The following is a 22,575-nucleotide window of genomic DNA, read 5'->3' as shown; positions in this document are numbered from 1 at the left end:
GAACCTGCGCCCAAATCGGTCTCATGCACCCGGAAGATAGCAAACGCACCCAGGTGCAGAAGTGGACGAAAGATGACCAACCAGGCCGCCGCGGCGCGGCGGCCTGGTGTGAGCGGACGTCAACGCTACCTGCGGCCCCGCTTGAACGTGGGACGCCTGCTGAACCTCGGCTTTGCCGGCGGCGCTGGCTCATGCGGTGACACCCGAGGGATGTCCAGTCGTGGCTTGACGGGCCCATAGGCCATGCTCATCGCCGCCGCCGCGATATCCAGAGGATCGTTTTGCTGCGCCAATTCCTCTGCCAGCGACCGAAACGCTCCCCACTGGCCGTCCACCAACACCTGCCGCAGCCGGGCCGTCATGCTCTCTCGCTCCCGCCCCTCAGCCTCAGCCGCGGTTGGCAGTTCCTCGCGCTTCAGGCGAACTCCCACGGCGCTCTCAATCGCCCTCAGCAGGCGCAACTCACGCGGCGTTACAAACGTCATCGCCTCGCCAGCCCGCCCGGCCCGCGCAGTCCGTCCGACGCGATGCACATAGGAGTCCGAGTCCTGCGGGACATCGAAGTTGATGACGTGAGACACTTCAGGGATGTCAATGCCACGCGCGGCCACGTCAGTCGCCACGAGTACGTCCACCTGTCCCTTGCGGGCTGCCTGCATCGCGGCTTCCCTCTGGCTTTGAGTTATGTCGCTGTGCAGCGCCTCGGTGCGATAGCCCCGGCTCTGCAGTTCCCTGGCCAGTTCGGCTGTCATGCATTTGGTGGCGCAAAACACAAGGGCAAGGTCGGGAGCGCGAGCCTCCAGGACACGACTCAAGGCTTCCACCTTGAACTGGGGCGGGACAAGGAAATACGATTGGGTGATGGTGGGGACTGTCAGCGCCTGGGGCTGTGACAGGATGATGCGCTCCGGCTCGCGCAGATAGCGGTTGGCGAGCCGTAGGATGGCCTCCGGCATGGTGGCGGAGAAAAGGGCGGTCTGGCGCTCCCCCGGCGTTTCGCGGAGAATCCGTTCAACATCCTCCTGGAAGCCCATGTTCAGCATCTCGTCCGCCTCGTCCAGCACGACGAATCGGACTTGCGCCAGCGTGAGGACCCGCTGCTTCAGCAGGTCCAGCAACCGCCCGGGCGTTGCGACGACTATCTGAACACCCCGTTTCAAAGAACGTATTTGAAGGACATACGACTGCCCGCCATAGACAGGCAATACGGAGAGGCCCTGGAACTGGGTAAGCTGAGCCAACTGGTTGGCAACCTGTAAAGCCAGCTCCCGAGTGGGCGTCAGCACCAGCGCCTGCACGCTCCTGCTTGATGCATCCATCCGCTCGGCGATTGGAAGGCCATAGGCCGCGGTCTTGCCCGTACCGGTCTGGGCCTGAACCACGACATCTTTGCCCGCCAGCAGCCGGGGAATCGTCCTCGACTGAACAGGGGTCGGCTCTTCAAACCCCATGGCGGACACGGCGCGGAGAACGCGCGGACTCAGGCCCAGGTTCAAGAAATCGGTCATCGCCTACTCCAGAAAGACGATCTTAGTGAGTAACCCTGCGGGTACATCATTCCGCCTTTCGCTTTGGATTTCTTCACCAGAGGTGCGAATATCGGGAAGCTACCTGACGCTCAATTCTATGACCACAGCAATCACTGCCAGCCTTTCGGTCATCCCCTGAGGGCTTGTGGCAGACCACCGTCCAACGTGCCTCCATAAGCTATTCTACTATGAACTCCGATGCTGGAGTATCGCGGTTGCGTCAGGAAAACCAATCAGCACATGTTATCGGCGCGCCCAGTCCTGCTTCCTGGGGTGTGCGATACGGCGAAGCGGGTCAGGCGACGAGGCGTCTAACCCCGCGCGCCGTTCAGCGCACGCCGCAGGTATTCGGAGGTACGACTGACCTTGACCTTCGCCACCTGCTCCGGCGTGCCCTCAGCCACCACGCGCCCGCCCTTATCGCCCGCGCCCGGGCCTAGGTCCACGATCCAGTCGGCGTTCTTGATGAGGTCCATGTGGTGCTCAATCATGACGACGGAGTTGCCCGCGTCCACCAGCCGGTGAAGCACCCGCAGCAAGGCGTAGGCATCCTCAAAGCTGAGGCCGGTGGTCGGCTCGTCCAGTATGTACAGAGTGCGGCCCGTGGAGCGCCGCGACAACTCCGAGGCCAGCTTGATGCGCTGGGCCTCGCCGCCGGACAGCGTGGTGGCGGGCTGGCCCAGGCGGATGTACCCCAGGCCCACATCCCTCATGGTGTCCATCTTGCCCTTGAGGCGAGGGAAGGCGCTGAACAGATCCACGGCCTGGTCCACCGTCATATTCAGCACATCAGCGATGCCGCAGCCCTTGAATTTGACCTCCAGCGTCTCCCGGTTGTAGCGCTGGCCCTTGCACACCTCGCAGGGGACGGTCACGTCCGGCAGGAACTGCATCTCCACCAGAATGTAGCCATCGCCCTGGCAGGCCTCACAGCGACCGCCCTTGACATTGAAGGAGAAGCGCCCCGGCGCGTATCCCCGCATCTTCGCCTCCGGTAACGTCGCGAAGAGCTCGCGGATGGGCGTCAGCGTCCCGGTATAGGTGGCCGGGTTGGAGCGAGGCGTCCGCCCGATGGGCGACTGGTCAATGTTGACGACCTTGTCAATGTGCTCAATGCCCTCAACCTCCTCGCACTTGCCGGGGGCCTCCCGCGCGGCGTACAGGACCTGGGCCAGCTTCTTGTACAGAACGTCGTTGATGAGCGTGCTCTTGCCGGAGCCGGAGACGCCGGTGATCACCACCAGCAGTCCCAGCGGGATGGACACGTCCACATCCTGGAGGTTGTTCTCCCGCGCTCCCCGGATGAGAATGTGCTTGCCGTTGCCCTTGCGACGCTTCGGCGGCACGGGGATGACCTTGCGCCCGGAGAGGTAGGCGCCAGTCAGAGACTCCTCGCTGCGCATCACGTCGTCAATGGTGCCCGCCACGACCACATGGCCGCCCTTCTCGCCTGCTCCAGGGCCCATGTCAATTATCCAGTCGGCGGCGCGCATGATGGCCTCGTCGTGCTCAACGACGATGATGGTGTTGCCCACGTCCCGCAGCCGCTGCAATGTGCGGATGAGGCGGTCGTCGTCGGCGGGGTGCAGCCCCACGGACGGCTCGTCGCACACGTAGAGCACGCCCATTAGCCCGCTGCCTATCTGAGTAGCCAGGCGGATGCGCTGGGCCTCGCCGCCGGAGAGGGTGCCGGCCCTGCGGTCAACGCTCAGGTACTCAAGGCCGATGTCCACCATAAACTGCAGCCGCCCGCGTATCTCCTTGATGACCTGGCGGGCGATGGTCAGCTCCCGCTCCGTCATCGGCTCCGTGAGCGCGCCGTTCCGTGGCCGCGCGTCGCCGGCGATGAGCCGCGTCCACTCCAGCGCGTCGCTGATGGAGAGGGCGCAGGCGTCCATGATATTCTTGCCGCACACGGTGACCGCCAGGGCCTCCGGCCTGAGACGCTTACCCTGGCAGACCGGGCAGGGCCGCTCCATCATGTACCGCTGAATCTCCCCACGCATGAACTCGGACTCGGTGTCCTTGTACCGGCGCACCAGGTTGGGGATAACGCCCTCGAAGCGGCTGTCCCACTCGAAGACACGCCCCTCGCGGCTGGTGTGGCTCATGGTCAGCGACTGCTCCGGCGCGCCGTACAGGACGGTCCGCAGTTGCTCCTTCGTCAGGTTCTTCACCGGCGTGTGCGCGGAGAAGCCCTGGTGCCGCGCCACCGACTCCAGCATGCTGTGGTACCAGCCGCTCATGCTGCCCGCCCGCGCCCACGGCTGGACGGCGCCCTGGGCCAGCGAGAGGCCTTTATTCGGAATGACCAGATCAGGGTCTATCTCCAGCTTGACGCCGAGGCCAGTGCACTCTGGACATGCGCCGTGCGGCGAGTTGAAGCTGAACGTACGCGGCGCGATCTCTCCCAGGCTGACGCCGCACTGGACGCACGCGAAGTGCTCGCTGAACAGCAGTTCCTCGCCGTCCACCACCGCGACCAGCACGACGCCGCCGCCCAGCTTCAGCGCCGTCTCCACGGAGTCCGCCACGCGCGTCGGAGAGCCACCCTCGCCCTCGCCCACGACCAGCCGGTCCACGACGACCTCAATGGTGTGGCGCTTGTTCTTGTCCAACTTAATCTCTTCCGCCAGGTCATAGGTGCGGCGGTTGACGCGGACGCGCGCGTAACCCGCCTTGCGGGCGTCCTCAAAGACGTGCTGGTGCTCACCCTTCTTACCCTGGATGACCGGCGCCATGACCATGATACGGCTGCCCGCCGGCAGAGCCAGGATGGCGTCCACAATCTGCTGAGCTGTCTGCATCTGAATGGGGCGGCCACACTTGGGACAGTGGGGACGCCCCGCGCGGGCGAAGAGCAGGCGCAGGTAGTCGTACACCTCCGTGACCGTCCCGACGGTGGAGCGCGGGTTGTGCGACGTGCCTTTCTGGTCAATCGAGATGGCCGGGGACAGCCCCTCGATGTAGTCCACGTCCGGCTTTTCCATACGCCCGAGGAACTGCCGAGCGTAGGCGGACAGCGACTCGACGTAGCGGCGCTGGCCTTCGGCGTAGATGGTATCGAAGGCCAGGCTGCTCTTGCCAGACCCGGAGACGCCGGTGATGACCACCAGCCTGTCCCGGGGGATGGTCACGTCTATATTCTTGAGGTTGTGCTCGCGGGCGCCTTTGACGCGAATAGAGTCCAGGGGCATACTGTTTCGACCTCGTTATCGTAGCGAAAGCAACTTACGATTGTAGCACCGGAAGCGGGGGCATAACAATCGTCTTAACCACGGGACGAGGGCGGACTGCGCCAGCCGCGTGAAGAAGTTCCCGCGGCGCATGCGAAGACTGAGGCTACGCCGGGTCTGGCTCCCCTCGACGGACTCTGTCCATGAACGAGATGGCCTTCACCTCGCGTTCCAGCAGGTACCAGATGTACTGCCGGAGCACTTGCTCCACCTCGCCGGCAAGCTCCGCGGAGATGCGCAGCCGCGCCGCTTCCGCGTAGTCGCCCCGGTCCAGGAGCCGCAGGACTTTGAGCGCGTTCAGGCTCAGGGGTCGGACGACAGGCTCCTGGTCCCGGCAGCGCGGGCAGAGGACGCCGCCTCCGCTTGCGCTGAACAGGTGATGCCCCGGCGTCACTGCGGCGCTGCACTCCACGCACGAGCGCAGGTCCGGCCTGAAGCCGGAAAGCACCAATGTCTGCACCTCGAAGAAGCGCACCGCCATATCGCCGCCAGCGGGAAAGCGACGCAGCGTCTCAACCAGGAGTTGGTACAGCAGGCGGTTTTCCGCGCCATCCGGCGTGAAGCGGTCCAGCAGCTCAGCCACGTAGAGGGCGCGGCCCACCGACTCCAGGTCGTCACGCAGGGCGGCGAACGGCTCCACGCACTCGGCCTGGCTGAAGGTGTCCAGGTTCTGGCCGCGGGCGAGGAGGAAGAGGCCACGGGCGAGGAGCTCCACGTGCCCCGCCAGTTTGCTGCTGGGCCTGCGCGCCCCTCTGGCTACGGCGCGCAGCTTCCCGTAGAAGGGCGTGTAGAAGGTCAGCAGAAGGTCGGCCTCGCCCATGTCGGAACGGCGAAGGACGATGCCCTCGGTTTTGTAGAGGCGCGGCGCCGCCATAGCCTTGCTCTACTCCCGTGGTGTTCCGACTGGCCGCTTCCGGCCCCGGTCAGGCCTCGCGCCGGCCTTCGAGCGCCCGCGTCAGCGTCATGGCGTCAGCGTACTCCAGGTCGCCGACGACGGGGAGGCCACGGGCCAGTCGTGTTACCTTCATGCCCAGCGGTGAGAGAAGGCGGTGCAGGTACATCGCCGTGGCCTCGCCCTCCAGGTTGGGATTCATCGCCAGGATGACCTCCTGAACGGCGCTCTCCTTCAGTCGGCCCAGAAGCTCGCCGATCTTCAGGTCGTCCGGGCCGACGCCGTTAATGGGCGAGATGACGCCGTGCAGCACGTGGTACAGCCCCTTGTAGGCATGCGTGCGTTCGAGCGCCATCACGTCCAGCGGCTCCTCCACGATGCAGATGAGGCCTTTGTCTCTGTCATAGGCCGCGCACACCATGCAGGGATTCACGTCGGTGATGTTCTGGCAGACGGAGCAAAAGGTCACCTTCTCCTTCACCGCCAGAATAGCCTCCGCCAGAACGCGGGCCTCCTCCTCAGGCATGCGGATGAGGTGGTAGGTCAGCCGCTGGGCCGTCTTGGGCCCGATGCCCGGCAACTTGTGCAGTTCGTCTATGAGGCGGGCGATGGGCGCCGCCAAGGGCATGCCATCGAAGTTCGGCACGACGTCAACACTCCCCTGTTTCTGATGCGCCCTCATTGTACACGATAGCTAGGTAGATTGCACATTCATCCCTCTGTCCCCCCGGCGGAGCAACGAGACTGACGCGCGCTCCTCCGCCTTGCTGGGGCGTGCCCACGGTGCTATCATGGGCCTCGGAGACGGCCCTTCCGTGGAAGGGCGCCTTTGCCGCAGTACGAGGGAATGGTCCAACATCGAGTGGCCGTGCAGGTTGCCCCCGCCTTTCGAGGACGTCTGAAAGTAGCGTGGCTCCGCGACGTGGTGCGTCGCACCCTGGAGAGCGAACGCCTGCACACGCCCGCGGAGGTAAGTCTGACCGTCACCGACGACGCCACGGTCCGGGCGCTCAACGCTCGCTACCGCGGCATGGACGAGATTACAGACGTGTTGTCCTTTGGGCTGACCGAAGCCAGTCCCGACGCACCAGGCGGGCCGTTCGCGCTGCCGCCGTCGGGGCGCATCCAGCTCGGCGACGTGGTCCTGTCCTACCCCCAGGCGGAGCGACAGGCGCGTCAGGCAGGGCATACGGTGGACCACGAGTCCGCCATCCTGGTGGCGCACGGAGTGCTCCACCTCCTGGGGTACGATCACGCGGAGCCGGAGGAGAAGCGCGTCATGTTCAGCAAGCAGGAGGCGGTCGCGGCGGAGATGGCGAGCACACCCCCGTTGAAGTCGAAACAATCGTCGCGCCTCCCGCGCATAGCAGGGAAACCATGACATCTCAGGTGTTCTATCGCAAGTGGCGCCCGCAGAGCCTGGCCGACGTGGTGGGCCAGGAGGCGGTGACGCGCACGCTGACCAACGCCCTGGCTACGGGACGCACCGCCCACGCCTACCTGTTCTGCGGCCCCCGAGGCACGGGCAAGACCAGCACGGGCCGCATCCTGGCCAAGGCCATGAACTGCCTGACCACCGGCGGCAAGGGCGAGCCGTGCAACACCTGCGCCATGTGCCAGGGCATCACCGAAGGCCGTGCGATGGACCTCATCGAGATAGACGCGGCGAGCAACCGTGGCATAGACGAGATACGCAGCCTGCGCGAGAAGGTGCGCTACGCCCCCGCAGAGGCCCGGTACAAGGTCTATATCATTGATGAAGTGCACATGCTCACGGAGCAGGCCTTTAACGCGCTCCTGAAAACACTGGAGGAGCCGCCGCCGAACACAATCTTCATCCTGGCAACGACTGACGCCCACAAAGTGCCCGCCACCATCATCTCCCGCTGCCAGCGCTTCGACTTCCATCGGCTGTCGCCGCAGGCCATCGTCGCGCGGCTGCGGCAGGTCTGCGACGCGGAGGGCATTCAGGCGGCGCCGGAACTGCTGCGGGCCGTGGCCCGCCACGCCGGCGGCAGCCTGCGGGACGCCGAGAACCTGCTGGAGCAGCTTGCCGTCTCCTACGGGACTGGGCTGAAGCTGGAGCAGGTACGCGAACTCTTCGGGATGGGGAACGACCAGCGGGTGCGCGATCTGGCGAAGCTCATCTTGGCAAAGAACGTCCCCGGCGGGCTGGCCGCCATCAGCGCGGCCACATTGGAAGGGATCGACCTGCGCCAGCTTCACCGGAGCCTGGTGGAATGGCTCCGCGCGGCCCTGCTCGCCAAGGCCGGCGCCACGGATGCGCTGGACCTGGACGCGGACGCCGCCGCGGACGTCAAGGCGCTGGCGGGATCGGCGGCGACACTCGAGGAGATCGCCCGCGCGGTCAAGTTGTTCAGCCAGGCGGACGTGCGCGCGGACGTGCAGTCGCCGCTGCCGCTGGAGCTGGCGCTGGTGGAGTTCAGCCAACCGCCTACCGCCGTCGCCGCGACGCCCCGCGCGCAGCAACCTTCCCCCGCGCCACGACCGCCGCCTGCCGCAAGAAGCGCCGCCGCGCCGCCGCGCGTAGCCCCTTTCGCCGCGCCCGTGCGGCCAGTCGCTCCGCCCGCATCCCGAATCCCCGCAATGGACGCAGCCGACGCCGGGGATGCGCCGACAGCCAGGCCCCGGCCGGCGGCTCCGCCCGCGGCGCAGGTCGCACTCCCTCCCGGCGTACCGTCCGGCATGACGCCCCAGGAACACCTCAAGGCCAATTGGGCCGCGTTGCTGCGTCAGGACCGGATACCACCCCATTTCCACAAGAACCCCGGCGTGTATTACGTCCGAGTCTATGCCCAGCCCGTCGCCGTGGAAGACGGTTGTATCACGCTGGAATTCAACAAGGCCATCTACAAAGAGCTGGTGGAGAAGCTGGAGAACCGGAAGGAAGTGGAGAAGCTGTTCGAGTACATCCTGGCCAAGCCCTACCGGCTTAAGTGCACGCTGGCCGCGCCAGGAGCCGCGACGCCGCAGCGGCAAACTGCGCCAGTCGCCGCTCCGACTCTCCGGCAGGCCACATCCGGCGGACACATGGTCCAGGCTTTGAAAGATATGGGCGCCCGCGTGGTGACCACGTCTACGCCAGAGAAGGCGCAAGGAGACGCGCCTCCGGCGGCGCGAGAGGAGAGCCAATGAACAGGAACCTGATGCGTCAGGCCCAGGAGCTTCAAAACCGCCTTGCCAAACTCCAGGAGGAGCTGGGCAAGATGACGGTGGAGGCTACCGCGGGCGGAGGCGCGGTCAAGGTGGTGGCGACGGGGCACCAGAAGATAGTATCCATAGCCGTCGCGAAGGAAGCGGTCAACCCGGAGGACGTGGAGATGCTCCAGGACCTGGTGCTGGCCGCCGTGAACGAAGCGCTGGACAAGTCCCGCGACCTGGCCGCGAAGCACCTCGGCCAGCTCACGGGCGGCATGAAGATTCCGGGGCTGATGTAGTGGACGCGATAGGCAATCGGCCCTAGGAGATTCCTCGCGGAGTTTACCCTGAGCGTAGCCGAAGGGCTCGGAATGACTACGCCGGGGGTGCAGAGCCGCAGGGCGGCTGGAGGGTCTGGGAGAGCCTGCCCTGTCCGAAGGACTCCGGACTCCTTCGGAGAGCGCAGCCGAAGGGTGTCCTCCCAGTTTCGTCTTTTTCCTTCTCCCCTTCTCCTGTGGGAGAAGGGGACACATGGGATGAGGTATCCCCCCTAACATCGGACTACGGAGGGCAAACAATGGTCGCGACTGAGACTGTTATCCGCATCCCGGAGATGCCCTGGTTCGGCGACACCGAGACAACGCTGACGTTCCCCGCGTCCTGGGACGTGCGGTACTGCGCCATGCGGGGAGAGCGCGCGCCCAAACTCACGCCCGCGCAGATGCGCGCCGCCTTCGACCACCCCATCGGCACGCCGCCTCTGCGCGAGTTGGCGCGCGGGCGCAAGCGCGTCGCCATACTCTTCGACGACATGGCCCGCGGCACGCCCACCGCCGAGATGGTGCCCTACGTCCTCGACGAGCTCAAGGCGGCGGGCGTCCCGGACAGCGCCGTCCGCTTCATCGCGGCGCTCGGCACGCACGGGGCCATGCGGCGATGGGACTTCGTCAAGAAGCTCGGCGAGGACGTCGTCGAGCGCTTCCCCGTCTATAACCACAACCCGTACGAGAACTGCGTCGAGGTCGGCGTTACCCGTCGCGGCACGAAGGCCGTCCTCAACGCCGAGGTCATGTCCTGCGACCTGAAGATAGCGCTCGGCGGCATTGTGCCGCACCCGCTCGCGGGCTTCGGCGGCGGTGCCAAGGTGCTCTGCCCGGGCGTCGGCTACGTGGATACCGTCTTCGCCAACCATCACGACGTCGGCGGACGCGGCAAGCCCGCCGCGGGCAAACCCGTCGGCGACCTGAAGCAGGGCGTCGGACGCGCGATTGTCGAGGGCAACCCCGTGCGCGAGGACATGGAGGAGATTGCGCGTCTGGCGGGGCTGGACATGATCGTCAACTGCGTGATGAACCTGCGCCGCGAAATTGTCGGGATGTACGTCGGCGACGTGGTGGCGGCGCACCGCGCGGGCTGCGCGCAGGGCATGGAGGTGTACGCCACGCCACGGCCCGGCCCATGCGACGTGGTCATCGCCAACGCCTACCACAAGGCGAACGAGGCGCTCATCACGCTGAGCGTCGCCCCGGAGGCGCTGCGGCCGGAGGGCGGGACCTTCGTGCTCGTCTATAACACGCCGGAGGGCCAGATACCCCACTACCTGAGCCGCAGCTTCGGAACGGAGATGGGCGGGCGGCTGTGGGGGGCGCACAAGGGCCTGCCGCCCCGGACGAAGAAGCTCATCGCGCTCTCCCGCTTCGGCGAGAGGGCGGGCGCCGACTGGTTCGGGCCGCTGGACGCGGTGGTGTGGCGCAAGACGTGGGCCGACGTGCTGCGCGACCTGGAGCAGGACTACCCGCGAGGGGGGCGCGTCGCCGTGCTGCCGGACGCGACGGTGCAGTACTGGGAGTAAGGAGCGAACGTCGCCAAGCCCAGCCACAAGGATGCAAGCCAGTCGCACAACCCAACCGAAGACGGACGATGAAGAGAGAATACGCGCTAGATAGACGACGCATGCAATTTTCAGGTAAGATGCATGCAGGCAGGCGTCATAGTTGAGTTTAGGCTTGTCTTGACCCGTATGACAAACATTGTCCAAACGAAAGAGGGCGTCTATACCGCACCTCAACAAAACCCGCGTCGGAAACTTGTGGCGCTCCTTAATCAGGACCTAGATTTCCATGACCAGGGGAGCGGGTACGCATCCCACAACTTCCACTCTTTTCCGGCAAAGTTTCCTCCACAGCTACCATGCAAGTTCATCGCTGCACTAACCAACGCGGGAGATGTCGTGCTTGATCCGATGATGGGTTCAGGCACGACCATTCTTGAAGCCTTCTTATCTGGAAGATATGCCGTTGGGATCGATATTGACCCTCTTGCTGTACTCATTTCCAAAGTCAAAGTCACCCCCTCGGATGTTCTGCAAATCATATCTTTGGGAGAATCTATTTCGCGGCAAGCAGCTCTCGCCGTCACCATTAAGGAGAATCGAGCGCAGTTAGAAAGGGCGCTTGAGAATCGTTGGGATGCGAAGACAACACGGTTTGTTGACTACTGGTTTGCACGAGAAACGCAGCTAGAGCTTCTCGCGCTGGTTCAGCAAATAGAAGGCATGTCGGACATGACTGCGAAAGCCTTCTTTGAATTGGCTCTCTCCGCGATCATTGTTACCAAGTCCGGTGGGGTCTCTTTCGCATTGGACCTGGGTCATACTCGACCGCACAAGGCCAAAGTAATTGTTTACAAGACCGGCGCGACCCTGCGAAGCCAAGAGTTGCCTAATTCGGCCTCTGGGCGACTAAAACACCAGACCAAGATCGTCCGCTCCCCATTAGAAGAGTTCAAACGACGGGTACGTCAAAATCTGGTGGGATTACAAGAATCCGCCCACGGCAAGATCACGCCGCTGTTGGCCTTTGGGAATGCCCAATGCCTACCTGTCGCCAACGCCTCCGTAGACCTGATTGTGACTTCACCACCATATGCCTCCAACGCTATCGACTACATGCGAGCTCACAAGTTTTCGCTTGTATGGACTGGACATGCTCTCAATGAACTGAGTCACAGGAGAAAGGAATATATCGGTAGTGAAGGCGTAGTAGACAAAGACTTGGAGAAGTTGCCCAATGGAACGGCGGAAGTCGTGTCGCAGATAGGATGTCTTGACAGGAGAAAGGGACGCGTCTTGCACCGCTACTATTCTGAAATGATGCGGGCTTTGCGTGAGATGTACCGCGTTCTTAAGCCAGGCAGAGCAGCAGTAGTTGTTGTTGGGTCTTCGGTCATGCGTGGCAAGAACACGGAGACAGGGTCTTGCCTAGTCGAGATCGGTAAAGCGATAGGGTTTGAGGTTCCAAAGGTCGGAGTACGAAGCCTGGACCGAGACCGTCGCATGCTCCCAATGGGGGTCACGCGTGACTTGGGTTCCCAAATCCAACAGCGCATGCATGAGGAGTTTGTCATCGGTTTTTTCAAACCGGAGGCTTAAGATGGCTTCACGTGAAACAAGGAAGATGGGAATTGCCGAGCTTCGAGAAGCGTACCACAATCGTATCTGCAAAGACATTATACGGATAAGCCGAGACTCCAAGAAACATGTTGAGTACCCCAACTTTGCCGACGGCAGTAATAAATCGAGTGTGAATATCGCTTGGGGGATAGTCAAACGTCTGGGATATGTGGCTGACCATAAGCGAATCAACGAGCAGACAGTTGGAGGTCTGTTCGAGGTAGCCACTAAGGACTTCCTAGCAGAGGCGTTCAAACTTTTGCACCACGTACGTCCAGGACATTGGATATATTCAACTGCTCAAACGGTCATCTCCAGGTTTGACCAATATGAGCACTTGGCATACTTGGAAAAGCTAGTCGCCCAAGACAGAGCTTTGGCTCCCGCGCTAGGAGGCGACTATATTGTCAAGCCCGACATTATCGTCGCCAGAACACCTATATCTGATGCCGAAGTTAACAGAGAGCAGAAGTTGGTCAGTGCACAGGACGATGTGGCCCGCCTGACGCCTCTTCGGCTTGTTAATCGCGAGAAATCTTTTCCGATACTGCACGCTAGTATCTCCTGCAAGTGGACAATACGAAGTGATAGATCTCAAAATACAAGAACGGAGGCTCTGAATTTGATCCGAAATCGCAAAGGGCACTCGCCTCATATAGTTGCGGTGACGGCTGAACCCCTGCCCACACGGATTTCAGCTCTAGCGCTTGGTACCGGTGACTTGGATTGCGTATATCACTTCGCGCTTACGGAACTAACGAAGACCCTCAGAGAGGTTGATAATCAAGACCAACTAGACATGCTCATAACCATGATCAATGGCAGGCGTCTTCGCGACATCAGTGACTTACCCTTTGATCTCGCAACCTAGTACCTAGTTGCGTAAATCAGCGTAATAAGACTTGTATCTGGTGAACCACGGCGCACGTTCGGTGAAGGGTACGCGGTTTGTCGCCATTAGGTACTAGTAGATATTGCTTCCGCCAGCAGACCTCATTAGAGAAGTCATGCCACCAAAGCACAGTAGCCCTCCCCCCGCGTCTCCGTCGCCGCGTTCGTGTACACCGGCGGCGCGCAACCGCGCTTCCTGCTGCTGAAGCGCGTCGAGGCGCTCGGCGGCTTCTGGCAGCCCATCACCGGCGTGGTGGACGACGGCGAGACGCCGCGCGACGCCGTCGTGCGCGAGGTCGCGGAGGAGTCCGGCATCCGCCGCTTCACCCGCGTCACCGACCTCGACTACGCCTACGACTACCCGGCGAACGGCCAGACGTGCTCGGAGCGATGCTTCGCGATGGAGGTCGCGCCGGACACGCCCGTCACGCTCAGCGACGAGCATACCGCCTTCTGCTGGCGCGACTACGGGGAGGCGACGCGGCTGCTCTACTACCAGGAGTACCGTGACGCCCTAGAGCGCCTCAAGGCCCTCCTGTCGGACCGGAAGCCGCCTACAGTCTCGTAGCGGGAGGCCCGCCGCGCCGGTACAGGAAGACGTACCCCACGGCGAAGCTCCACGCAATGAACAGCGCCATCGTCGCGCCCACGGTCGGCTCCAGCGCGGCGGGCGACACCGCGAAGCCCGCGACGCTCATCGCGAGCGCCATGCCCCACACCACGGCGCCGCCCCACGCCAGGAGGCGCGGGAAATGCGCCGTCCGGAACATCGCCGCCGTGAGCAGCGCCCCGGCGAGGCCGTACAGCAGGTTCGCCAGCCCGCCCGTCAGCAGCACCGCGAACCGGTCCCACACCGCGAACTCCTCCAGCACCACGGGGCGCACCGCGGGCGACGCCGCGAGCCAGCGGGCGGGCATGTCCGCGAGGACACCCGCGTTGATGAGGTTGGCGATGATGTCCGGCGCCGCGCCCAGCACGGCGAGCGCCCGCGCGTAGCGGAGCAGCCCCGCCATGCGACTGTCCAGGTGCGCGCTCAGGACATAGAACAGGCCCACGAGCGAGAGCGCGGCCAGCACCCACAGCAGCCAGCCCGCCGTCCAGACAAAGCGGTTCGTCACGATGTACGTCATGCGGTCGGTGACGCCGCCGCCCGCCAGCGTGCCGGGCCGCAGCAGGAGCAGCAGCGCGAGGCTGGCCGCCAGGTTGACCGCGCTGACGCCCATGACCGCCATACCGGCGAGCCTGCGATTGTCCGTTGGCCCTTGCGTCATCATATCGGGCACGATGATAGCACACCAGGGCAATCGCGTCTTGATTCCTTCTTACTTACGCATGGACATGGCAAACCACAAAGGGGGCGTCCCATCGTCGCTCCGGCGAACGCCGGAGCCCAGGGACACAAGCTCGCCCGCGACGGCGAAACAGGATTCCGGCCTACGCCGGAATGACGGTGGTGGACCGGCGGGCTTCCTTCATCATTTCTTCAAGGACTCACCGGATGGACGGGAATGAACGCTCGCACTAAAATGCGATTGCCTTGGTCAGCACACGACGCCCACTCTCGATAGATTCAGATATGTGTTATACTTCTCCCGGAGCCGCCACATTCCCTCCAGGAGCGCGCCGTGGACTTCGACCTCCAGGAACAGCACATCGCCATCCAGACGCTGGTGCGCGACTTCGCTCAGAAGGAGATCGCCCCCGTCATCGCCCGCTACGACGAGGCGGAGGAGTTCCCCACCGACATCATCCGCAAGCTCGGCGAGCTGGGCGTCATGGGCCTGCCCTTCCCGGAAAAGTACGGCGGCGGCGGCGCTGACACCATCTCCTACGTCATCGCGCTAGAGGAACTGGCGCGCGTGGACTCGTCCGTCGGCATCACCATCGAGGCGGACGTCACCCTGGGCGGCATGCCGCTCCTCCTGTACGGCACCGAGGAGCAGAAGAAGCGCTGGCTCACGCCCCTGGCGCAGGGCAAGACGCTGGGGGCGTTCGGCCTGACCGAGCCGTCAGGAGGCTCGGACAACCGGAGCATGCAGAGCACCGCGTCAGTCCAGAACGGGAATTGGGTCATCAACGGCAGCAAGTGCTTTATCACGAACGCGGGCACGGAGATGACCACGTTCGTGACCGTGGCCGCCGTCACGGGCACGCGACCCCAGGGCGGCAAAGAGTTCAGCACCATCCTGGTGCCCACGGGCACGCCGGGCTACAGCGTCAGCAAGCCGTACAAGAAGATGGGCTGGCGCGCATCCGACACGCGTGAGCTTCGGTTCGACGACTGCCGTGTGCCCGAAGCGAACCTCGTCGGCAAGCGAGGCGCCGGGCTGCGCCAGTTCATGGTCGTGCTGGACCGGGGCCGCGTGGCGGTGGCGGGGCTGTGCACGGGGATCGCGCAGGGCTGCCTGGACCTGTCCCACGCCTACGCCAAACAGCGGGTCGCGTTCGGGCAGACAATCAGCAAGTTCCAGGCGATCCAGTTCAAGCTCTCCGACATGGCGGTGAACGTGGAGTTGGCCCGGCTCATCACCTACAAGGCCGCATTTCTCCAGGACAAGGGCGCGCCGTTCACGCAGGAAGCCGCAATGGCCAAGCTCTTCTCGTCCGAGATAGCGGTCAAGGCCGCGGACGAGGGCTTGCAAATCCACGGGGGATATGGTTTCATGAGGGAAACACCCATCAACCGGTTCTACCGGGACGCGAAGGCGATGACCATCGGGGAGGGCACGTCGGAGGTGCTCCGCATGGTGATAGCACGCAACATGGGCGTATAGGGGAGGCGACGGTGTCCATACTGTCGAGGCTGCTAAGCGCCCCAAACCGGCTGCAACCTGGCAAGCGTCGCTTCCTGGGCATTGCCTCCCTCGCCGTCGGCGGCCTGCTGATGGGCGGTACCGCCGCTTACTACGGTCTCTCCCTCAGCGCCTACGCCCAGTTCAACGGACTGGCCCGTACGGCGAACCCCGCGGCTCTCACGAAGGACATTCCCGCCGGCTGGGAGTCTGTCAAGTCGGTCTCTGTACCCGCGAGCGCCGCTCCTGCTTCCAACCCGTCGTCCGCGCCTGCGTCTTCACGCAGCGCGTTTGACGGCCCCTCGGTTGAGCTTTATCCCGCGGTCAAGCTGGCCAGCGCCGCGCTCAGCCCGGCCACTTCCGGCAACGCCCCCACGCCAGATGGCGTGGGCATGCAATACGTCAACTGGGACACGCTGCCCAGGACGCTGGAGGTCGCGCCGCCCGCGGTCCGCATCCAGATACCGGCTATAGCCGTCGACTCGAAGGTGGTGGAGGTAGGCACCGTCTGGAAGGACGGCGTGCTGGAGTGGGAGATAGCCAAGTGGGCCGTGGGACACCACAAGGGCACGGCCAACCCTGGAGAGTTGGGCAACATAGTCATGTCCGGCCATATCAGCAGCCCCCTCCTGCGTGAGGGTGAAGTCTTCAAGCGCCTGCCGGAGATTCCCAAGTTGCTGGACGCGGGGCAGGCTGTGGACATCATCATTTCGACTGACAAAGCCAAGTTCCTTTACAGAGTAGTAGGGTGGGAGTTGGTCAAGCCGGAAGCGCTCGACGTGTTCGCCCAGACCGCTGAGCCTACCGTGACCCTCATCACCTGCTACCCGGACTACGCCTATTGGGACCGGCTCATCATCCGGTCGCGTCTGGTGGCGATGTCGCCGCTGGACGGCGGCAAGTAAGAGATGAGCGCACTACCGTTTGCGAACGCCTCGCCGACCGCGAGGCGTTTTTGTTGGGGCGCGCGTGCCCGACCCAACGTCCTGGCCCCGCATGTCTGGCCCTTCGAGTTGACCGTTTTAGGTGCGGGGAGTAGAATGCAGTCAAGGGAAGGCAAAAGGCGCACGGACCCGGTAGTACTCAATCCATGTAAGGAGGAGCCATGTACTCCAGCCTGATCGGGAAGATTGAGAAGGCCAAGCGGTATGCCGAAGAGCGCCACCGGATCAACTTTACGGACTTCTCCGCCCGGTTCAAAGGCGACCACGACGACTACACCCTCAGCTTCCAAGACGGTTCCTGGTCATGCACCTGCCACTTCTTTCCCACCCATAGCACGTGCTCCCACGTCATGGCAGTCCAGCGCATCATGCATGAGATGCTTTCCAAAGAAGCCCTCGCCTCCGCGCCGCTGACAGTCTAGCGACCTGCCAGCCGCATCCGTCGGCGCGAGCGTCAGCACCGCTCGACACTGGCGCGTGTTATGTCGCGCGCAAAACAAGAGGGGCCCGCCGCAACACGGCAGGCCCCTCTTCCGCGTCCGTGACGGCGGACTACTACTCGTACTTGCTTACCACCAGGCAGGCGTTCTGCCCTCCGAAGCCAAAGCTGTTCTTGAGTACATGCCGCAGCCTCGCGGGCCGCGCCTTTCCGGGCACATAGTCAAGGTCGCACGCCGGGTCCGGATTTTCGTAGTTTGTCGTTGGGTGCAGGACACCCTCCTGAATCATCTTGACGCAGGCCACCGCCTCCAGCGCGCCCGCGGCGCCCAGAGCATGGCCGATCATGGACTTGGTAGAGCTTACCGGCACGCGGTAGGCGTGTTCCCCGAATACGCTCTTGATGGCCGCCGTCTCCACCGCATCGTTCAGCGGCGTGGATGTGCCGTGGGCGTTGATATAGTCAACGTCCGTGGGCTGAATGCCCGCGTCCGCGATGGCCCGCTGCATTGCCAGCGCGGCGCTCGCCCCGTCCGGCGAGGGCTGGACAGCGTGGTACGCATCGGAGGAGACGCCGTAGCCTGACATCTCCGCCAGGATAAGCGCGCCCCGGTTGACTGCGTGCTCCAGGCTCTCCAGCACCAACACCGCGGCCCCCTCGGACGCCACGAACCCGTCGCGCAGCGCGTCGAAGGGACGGCTGGCTCGAGCAGGCTCGTCATTGCGCGTGCTCATGGCTCGCATGGCGCAAAACCCCGCCAGGCCAATCTCCGTCATGCCCGCCTCTGTCCCGCCCGCGACCATCACATCGCAGGCGCCGCGGCGGATGACCTCCACCGCGTCACCCGTGGCCTGGGTCCCCGCGGCGCAGGCAGTCACGATGGTGGAGTTATAGCCCTTGAGTCCAAAGCTGATGCTGACCTGGGACGCCGCCATGTTCGGCAGGATCATGGGCATGAAGAACGGGCTTGTCCGCCTCCCACCCTTGCTCACCAGCGCGCGAACGCCCTCCTCAACCGTCGGGAATCCGCCGTTACCGTTGCCAAGCAGCACTCCGGCGCGGTCCGGCTTCAGCTTCGCCGGATCAAGCTGCGCATGCGCCAGGGCCATCCGCGTCGCGGCAACAGCGAACTGAGTGAAGCGCGCCAGCCGACGTGCTTCCTTGGGATTGAGGTACAGGGTCGGATCAAAGTCCTTGACCTCGCCAGCTATCTTGGTCGGATAGTCCGAAGAGTCGCAGAAGGTCACGCGGGCGATGCCCGACTTGCCCGTCAGCAGCCCGCGCCAGTACTCTTCCAGCGTATTGCCGATGGGCGATATGACGCCCATGCCCGTGACAACGACCCGTCGGTCGCGTCGTCGGGGTCGGACAAGCGGGTCCAGATTCTCAAAACCAGGGGTCATGACGACTCCTCAGGTGATTACTTAGCGCGCGGGCGCAACCTTCGAGGGCAGCGGCAGGACCTCGGGCGTAATGCCGCACACGGCCTCGATGGCCTCCGCCGCCACGAAGAGCGACCCCGTCGCGCAGACCAGGTCGTCCGGTTGCGCCTCTCGGCGGGCCAAAGCCAGGCCGTCCGCGACCGTCGGCGCGCTCACGGCCTCCATGCCCAGACGCCGGGCCTCGGCGACAAGCTGTGCCGGGTCCGCGGCCCGCGGGTGCCGTGAGCGCACGGCGATGAGCTTGCACCCCAGCGACGCCAACTCGTGCAGAATACCCGGCGCGTCCTTGTCCGCCGACAACCCTATAACGACAAAGGCCTTGCGAAAGGGAAAATGCCCGCGAAGGGCGTTCCGCAGACACGCCATGGAGTACGGGTTGTGCGCTCCGTCCGCAATCACCAGGGGCTTGCGCTCCAGCACCTGCAGGCGGCCCGGCCAGGAGACGTCACGGAACCCCGCGATGATGGCGTAGGCGGGCACGATCAGGCCTCGACGCCCGGCCAGCTCCAGCGTCGCCACAGCCACCGCCGCGTTCTCCACCTGATGGTCGCCCAGCAGGGGAAGCCATATATCATAGGAGTCCCGCAGTCCCTGGATGCGTACCGATTGGCCGTCCAGGTCTTGCCGGATTGGTTCCCATGTCACGTCGCGGCCCGCCACCGTCAGGGGCACACCCTTGCTCCAAGCAGCATCCTCGACCACAGCCATAGCCTCCGGCGCCTGGGGCGCGCTCACCGCCAGAGCCCCCGCCTTCAGGATGCCCGCCTTCTCATAGGCTATCTCGGATAGCGTTCGTCCCAGGATCTGCGTGTGGTCATAGCTCAGGCTGGTGATAACGCAGACCTCGGGCTGGCACACGTTCGTGGAGTCCAACCTGCCGCCCAGGCCCACTTCCAACACCTGAACGTCCACCCTCCCCTCAAAGAAGAGAAAGGCCAGCGCCGTGATAAGCTCAAAGGTCGTCACCTGCCCCAACGTCCCCTGAGCATTCAGAGTCTCCGCCTCTGGCCGAAGCCGCGCCACCAGCGCCGCCACCTCCTCCTCGGTAATCAGGCGCCGCCCTATCCGCATGCGCTCTCGAAACGTATGCAGATGCGGTGACGTGTACAGGCCGACTCTGTAGCCGGCCTTGGACAGCGCGGACGCAACAAGCGCCGCCGTGCTGCCCTTGCCTTTGGTCCCGGCGATATGTATAACGGGCGACGCACGGTGCGGGTTAGCCAACCGGGCCAGCAGAGCTTCCATCCGCGGCAGGTTGAACTCCGCCGACGAGTACTTGACCACGGGGTTTCTCTCGTAATCGGCAAAGCTCAGCACCCATGTCAACGCCGACTGATAGGCGGTAAGCATAGCTATTCCATTCTACCATAGAGGCCGGCGTTGCAGAGGCCTGTCCCGCTTGCAGGGCAGCCCGCTACGCTACCGTTACGCAGACGAACAAGACAGGACACGCGGGAAAACGTGGCCGATGGCATGCTTCGGAGACAGGCCCCGGCGTCTCGACGACGCGCCCCTCGTCGTCGCGCAGCAGGTAGCGCTTCTCCAGGACGGTGACCGCGTTGACGGTCAGATTCAGGTCGTTCTGGATGCCAAGGAGCTTCTTTGCCTCCCGAATCTCGGTGCGGCGCTGCCGGTACAGAATAGAGGCTTTGGCTGTCTGGGCAAGTCCATGCTGAATCAGCGTCTCTTCCACGATGTCCTGGATGCTCTCGACGCCGGGGATGCGCCTCCGAAAGCGGTCCTCGACCCTGCCCACGACATGCGCCGAGAGGATGCGCGCCCGCTCTCCGTCCGCCTCCTGGCTCGCGCGCAGCGCCTTCCCGATGGCCTGAGCGATCTTCCAGGGCATGAACGGCTCCAGATGGCCGTCGCGCTTGCGCACCTGCTGGATGGTCGGCCCTAGCGCCATCGTGTCACCTCCCATCCCTGCTTTCCGCCGCGGGTCCGCGGTCTGGACGCACCTTCCGCAACGGCGGCGCTCGCCCAACCGCTTCCGCGGTACGTCTCCGGCAAGGGGTAGCGCGACGCGCCGGAGGAGCGCCGCAATGCGTGGCGCGGCAGATTGACATGCGCGAAGAGACCTGCTAACCTAAGCCGCAATCTGGCGACGCCCGCGTAACCAATTATTCGATTGGTTATATGAAGGATGCATCAAGTCACGATTATCGGCGGTTTACATGCAAAAAATCCAGCGGTGCATTGGTCGCGGTTGAATCGCCTGAGCGATCACGAGTTAGCAGCAGACCTGGAGCGAACGGCATGAGCCAATACATTCTCCGTCGCCTGGTACTGTTCATCCCAGCCATCCTGGGCATCTCCCTGCTTGTTTTTCTGATGATATGGGTCATACCCGGAGATGTTGTTGACGCCAAGTTCGGAGATGAGATGAAGCGAGAGGACCTGCTCGCGTTTAAGGAGAAGCTGGGTCTCGCCCGCCCGATTCATGAACAGTACCTGCGCTGGCTGTGGGGCGCCCTCCGGGGCGACTTCGGCATGTCTTTCTGGAAAGAGACGCCCGTCCTGGAGGAGATAGCCCTCGCCGCGCCCATCACGGTGGAGCTTGCTCTACTGGGGACGGCGGTCTCCCTTCTCGTCGCCATCCCTGCCGGCATCCTGGCCGCCATCCGTCAGGACACATGGATGGACCATGCGAGCCGAGTGGTGGCCATTGCCGGCCTGGCGATACCGAGCTTCTGGCTCGGCACGCTGCTCCTGTTCGGCCCGTCCGTGCTTTTCACATGGACGCCTCCGGCGGTGTACCGTCCCTTGTGGGAGGACCCGTGGAGCAACCTCCAGCAGTTCGCATTTCCGGCGCTGGCCCTCGGCTTTTACTTCGCCGCGTTCACCATGCGCATGACGCGCTCGTGCGTGCTTGAGGTCCTGCGGCAGGACTACGTGCGGACGGCCTGGGCCAAAGGGCTTGCCGAGTTCACTGTCACAATGCGTCACGTCCTGAAAAACGCATCCATCCCTGTCCTCACGCTCGTGGGATTCGAGTTCGGCCACCTGCTGGCCGGGAGCGTGATTATCGAGACCATATTCACGCTGCCGGGCGTGGGGCGTCTGGTCCTGGACAGCATCCGCCAGCGGGACTTTGTCCTTCTCCAGGGCGCGATGGTCATCATCGCGGGAGTGTTTTTGACCACCAACCTGTTCGTGGACCTGCTGTACGCGTATCTCGACCCCCGGATTCGCTATAGGTAGTCTGGAAGGAGGGACTTCATGCTTCGCCTGAACCTGCTCGTGGTTTTGGGTATCACCGTCGCGCTCATCATAGCGGCGTGCGCGCCCGCCGCCGCGCCGGCGCCTGCCGCACCCGCGGCGCCCGCCGCGCAGCCCCGTGCGCCGTCTCCCGCGCAACCGCCGGCCGCCGCCCCCGCCCCGGCGCCCCAAGTCCCCCGTGCGGCGCCCGCCCCCACGGTGGCGGCCGTCCAGCCGCCCGCGGGAGCGCCCAAGTACGGCGGCACGCTCACCCGCGTAGCGGAGAACTTCCCCGACAGCCTGGACACGGACCACTGGCGTGGCGCGCCGTGGTGGGCGCCCGTCGTCACGCCCGCTTATAACGGGCTTCTCACGCTGGACGGCGACCTCGAAATAGTGGCCGACCTGGCCGAGTCATGGGAGGCGCCCGACGCTCAGACATACATCTTTAAACTCCGCAGGGGCGTCAAGTGGCACAACATGGAGCCCGTGAACGGCAGGGAGTTCACCGCCCAGGACGTGTTGTGGAACTTCAAGCGCAAGAGCTCCGACGACAGGAGACTGCTCCGCCGCGAGCAGTTCCAGCTCATCAAGTCGGC

Annotated in this window: 19 protein-coding genes and 1 pseudogene; 12 read left to right on the top strand and 8 right to left on the bottom strand. The window is 64.0% G+C overall.

All coding sequences use genetic code 11. The features are described 5' to 3' along the window. Positions 1-125 precede the first annotated feature (125 nt). The 4 genes from Q7T26_07645 to recR all read right to left on the bottom strand — a co-directional run bounded on the left by Q7T26_07645 (position 126) and on the right by recR (position 6,285). Positions 126-1,508 (bottom strand): DEAD/DEAH box helicase, encoded by a 1,383-nt coding sequence (locus Q7T26_07645; protein MDO8532024.1) that lies wholly within the window; start codon positions 1,506-1,508, stop codon positions 126-128. A 332-nt stretch (positions 1,509-1,840) separates the two neighbouring features. Beyond that, positions 1,841-4,726: an excinuclease ABC subunit UvrA gene (gene uvrA / locus Q7T26_07640; protein MDO8532023.1), complete on the bottom strand. Its 2,886-nt coding sequence runs from the start codon at positions 4,724-4,726 to the stop codon at positions 1,841-1,843. Positions 4,727-4,871: 145 nt separating this feature from the next. Continuing rightward, the gene (gene recO, locus Q7T26_07635; protein MDO8532022.1) at positions 4,872-5,639 is read right to left on the bottom strand and encodes a DNA repair protein RecO; all 768 of its coding nucleotides are present in this window, start codon (positions 5,637-5,639) and stop codon (positions 4,872-4,874) included. Positions 5,640-5,688: 49 nt separating this feature from the next. Next, positions 5,689-6,285 carry a recombination mediator RecR gene (gene recR, locus Q7T26_07630; protein MDO8532021.1) on the bottom strand — a complete coding sequence of 199 codons (597 nt, stop codon included), beginning with the start codon at positions 6,283-6,285 and terminating at the stop codon, positions 5,689-5,691. Between the two features lie 219 nt (positions 6,286-6,504). On the opposite strand from recR, the gene ybeY reads away from it, so the two are divergent. The 7 genes and pseudogenes from ybeY to Q7T26_07595 all read left to right on the top strand — a co-directional run bounded on the left by ybeY (position 6,505) and on the right by Q7T26_07595 (position 13,726). Continuing rightward, positions 6,505-7,038, top strand: coding sequence for an rRNA maturation RNase YbeY (gene ybeY, locus Q7T26_07625; GenBank protein MDO8532020.1), 534 nt, complete (start codon positions 6,505-6,507; stop codon positions 7,036-7,038). Beyond that, a complete protein-coding gene (gene dnaX, locus Q7T26_07620) occupies positions 7,035-8,813 on the top strand; it encodes a DNA polymerase III subunit gamma/tau (protein ID MDO8532019.1) in 1,779 nt (592 codons plus the stop codon). Before ybeY ends, dnaX begins: the two co-directional genes overlap by 4 nt. Next, a complete protein-coding gene (locus Q7T26_07615; GenBank protein MDO8532018.1) occupies positions 8,810-9,115 on the top strand; it encodes a YbaB/EbfC family nucleoid-associated protein in 306 nt (101 codons plus the stop codon). The genes dnaX and Q7T26_07615 overlap by 4 nt, the downstream gene beginning before the upstream one ends. 278 nt (positions 9,116-9,393) lie before the next feature. Continuing rightward, positions 9,394-10,668: a lactate racemase domain-containing protein gene (locus tag Q7T26_07610; protein ID MDO8532017.1), complete on the top strand. Its 1,275-nt coding sequence runs from the start codon at positions 9,394-9,396 to the stop codon at positions 10,666-10,668. Between the two features lie 168 nt (positions 10,669-10,836). Beyond that, positions 10,837-12,246 (top strand): DNA methyltransferase, encoded by a 1,410-nt coding sequence (locus Q7T26_07605; GenBank protein ID MDO8532016.1) that lies wholly within the window; start codon positions 10,837-10,839, stop codon positions 12,244-12,246. A 1-nt stretch (position 12,247) separates the two neighbouring features. Further along, positions 12,248-13,138, top strand: coding sequence for an NgoMIV family type II restriction endonuclease (locus Q7T26_07600; GenBank protein ID MDO8532015.1), 891 nt, complete (start codon positions 12,248-12,250; stop codon positions 13,136-13,138). 177 nt (positions 13,139-13,315) lie between these two features. After that, a pseudogene (locus Q7T26_07595) lies at positions 13,316-13,726 on the top strand (NUDIX pyrophosphatase). Here Q7T26_07595 and Q7T26_07590 read toward each other — a convergent pair. Then, a complete protein-coding gene (locus tag Q7T26_07590) occupies positions 13,713-14,432 on the bottom strand; it encodes a hypothetical protein (protein ID MDO8532014.1) in 720 nt (239 codons plus the stop codon). The pseudogene Q7T26_07595 and the gene Q7T26_07590 overlap by 14 nt on opposite strands. A gap of 351 nt (positions 14,433-14,783) precedes the next feature. Here Q7T26_07590 and Q7T26_07585 point away from each other — a divergent pair, with 351 nt between their 5' ends. The 3 genes from Q7T26_07585 (at position 14,784) to Q7T26_07575 (ending at position 17,316) form a co-directional block, all read left to right on the top strand. Beyond that, positions 14,784-15,932, top strand: a complete 1,149-nt coding sequence (locus tag Q7T26_07585) for an acyl-CoA dehydrogenase family protein (protein MDO8532013.1) — start codon at positions 14,784-14,786, stop codon at positions 15,930-15,932. Positions 15,933-15,943: 11 nt separating this feature from the next. Beyond that, positions 15,944-16,855 carry a sortase gene (locus Q7T26_07580; GenBank protein ID MDO8532012.1) on the top strand — a complete coding sequence of 304 codons (912 nt, stop codon included), beginning with the start codon at positions 15,944-15,946 and terminating at the stop codon, positions 16,853-16,855. A gap of 200 nt (positions 16,856-17,055) precedes the next feature. Next, entirely contained in the window at positions 17,056-17,316 is a 261-nt protein-coding gene (locus Q7T26_07575) for a hypothetical protein (GenBank protein ID MDO8532011.1), read from the top strand. Between the two features lie 133 nt (positions 17,317-17,449). On the opposite strand, the gene fabF is transcribed toward Q7T26_07575, so the two are convergent. From fabF to Q7T26_07560, 3 genes are all read right to left on the bottom strand, one after another. Beyond that, positions 17,450-18,736: a beta-ketoacyl-ACP synthase II gene (gene fabF / locus Q7T26_07570; GenBank protein MDO8532010.1), complete on the bottom strand. Its 1,287-nt coding sequence runs from the start codon at positions 18,734-18,736 to the stop codon at positions 17,450-17,452. A 21-nt stretch (positions 18,737-18,757) separates the two neighbouring features. Further along, positions 18,758-20,125, bottom strand: a complete 1,368-nt coding sequence (locus Q7T26_07565; protein ID MDO8532009.1) for a folylpolyglutamate synthase/dihydrofolate synthase family protein — start codon at positions 20,123-20,125, stop codon at positions 18,758-18,760. 64 nt (positions 20,126-20,189) lie between these two features. Next, entirely contained in the window at positions 20,190-20,684 is a 495-nt protein-coding gene (locus Q7T26_07560; GenBank protein MDO8532008.1) for an ATP cone domain-containing protein, read from the bottom strand. Between the two features lie 350 nt (positions 20,685-21,034). Between Q7T26_07560 and Q7T26_07555 the strand changes: the two genes are divergently transcribed. Both Q7T26_07555 and Q7T26_07550 read left to right on the top strand, forming a co-directional pair. Further along, positions 21,035-21,979, top strand: coding sequence for an ABC transporter permease (locus Q7T26_07555; GenBank protein MDO8532007.1), 945 nt, complete (start codon positions 21,035-21,037; stop codon positions 21,977-21,979). Positions 21,980-21,997: 18 nt separating this feature from the next. Beyond that, positions 21,998-22,575, top strand: a 578-nt coding sequence (locus tag Q7T26_07550) for an ABC transporter substrate-binding protein (GenBank protein MDO8532006.1), incomplete at its 3' end; no start/stop codon positions are given.

The organism is Dehalococcoidia bacterium (assembly GCA_030648205.1).
Taxonomy (GTDB): Bacteria; Chloroflexota; Dehalococcoidia; order JAUSIH01; family JAUSIH01; genus JAUSIH01.
The sequence above is the reverse complement of the archived record's forward strand: the minus strand, read 5'-3'. Positions and strand labels throughout refer to the sequence as shown.

Excerpts from the sequence above, each read along its gene's own strand:
- Q7T26_07600 (MDO8532015.1), top strand. The coding sequence starts at position 12,248 with ATGGCTTCACGTGAAACAAGGAAGATGGGAATTGCCGAGCTTCGAGAA.
- Q7T26_07565 (MDO8532009.1), bottom strand. The coding sequence starts at position 20,125 with ATGCTTACCGCCTATCAGTCGGCGTTGACATGGGTGCTGAGCTTTGCC.
- Q7T26_07605 (MDO8532016.1), top strand. The coding sequence starts at position 10,837 with ATGACAAACATTGTCCAAACGAAAGAGGGCGTCTATACCGCACCTCAA.
- recO (MDO8532022.1), bottom strand. The coding sequence starts at position 5,639 with ATGGCGGCGCCGCGCCTCTACAAAACCGAGGGCATCGTCCTTCGCCGT.
- Q7T26_07590 (MDO8532014.1), bottom strand. The coding sequence starts at position 14,432 with ATGATGACGCAAGGGCCAACGGACAATCGCAGGCTCGCCGGTATGGCG.
- Q7T26_07645 (MDO8532024.1), bottom strand. The coding sequence starts at position 1,508 with ATGACCGATTTCTTGAACCTGGGCCTGAGTCCGCGCGTTCTCCGCGCC.
- uvrA (MDO8532023.1), bottom strand. The coding sequence starts at position 4,726 with ATGCCCCTGGACTCTATTCGCGTCAAAGGCGCCCGCGAGCACAACCTC.
- dnaX (MDO8532019.1), top strand. The coding sequence starts at position 7,035 with ATGACATCTCAGGTGTTCTATCGCAAGTGGCGCCCGCAGAGCCTGGCC.
- ybeY (MDO8532020.1), top strand. The coding sequence starts at position 6,505 with ATGGTCCAACATCGAGTGGCCGTGCAGGTTGCCCCCGCCTTTCGAGGA.
- fabF (MDO8532010.1), bottom strand. The coding sequence starts at position 18,736 with ATGACCCCTGGTTTTGAGAATCTGGACCCGCTTGTCCGACCCCGACGA.
- Q7T26_07575 (MDO8532011.1), top strand. The coding sequence starts at position 17,056 with ATGTACTCCAGCCTGATCGGGAAGATTGAGAAGGCCAAGCGGTATGCC.
- Q7T26_07610 (MDO8532017.1), top strand. The coding sequence starts at position 9,394 with ATGGTCGCGACTGAGACTGTTATCCGCATCCCGGAGATGCCCTGGTTC.
- recR (MDO8532021.1), bottom strand. The coding sequence starts at position 6,285 with ATGCCCTTGGCGGCGCCCATCGCCCGCCTCATAGACGAACTGCACAAG.
- Q7T26_07560 (MDO8532008.1), bottom strand. The coding sequence starts at position 20,684 with ATGGCGCTAGGGCCGACCATCCAGCAGGTGCGCAAGCGCGACGGCCAT.
- Q7T26_07555 (MDO8532007.1), top strand. The coding sequence starts at position 21,035 with ATGAGCCAATACATTCTCCGTCGCCTGGTACTGTTCATCCCAGCCATC.
- Q7T26_07615 (MDO8532018.1), top strand. The coding sequence starts at position 8,810 with ATGAACAGGAACCTGATGCGTCAGGCCCAGGAGCTTCAAAACCGCCTT.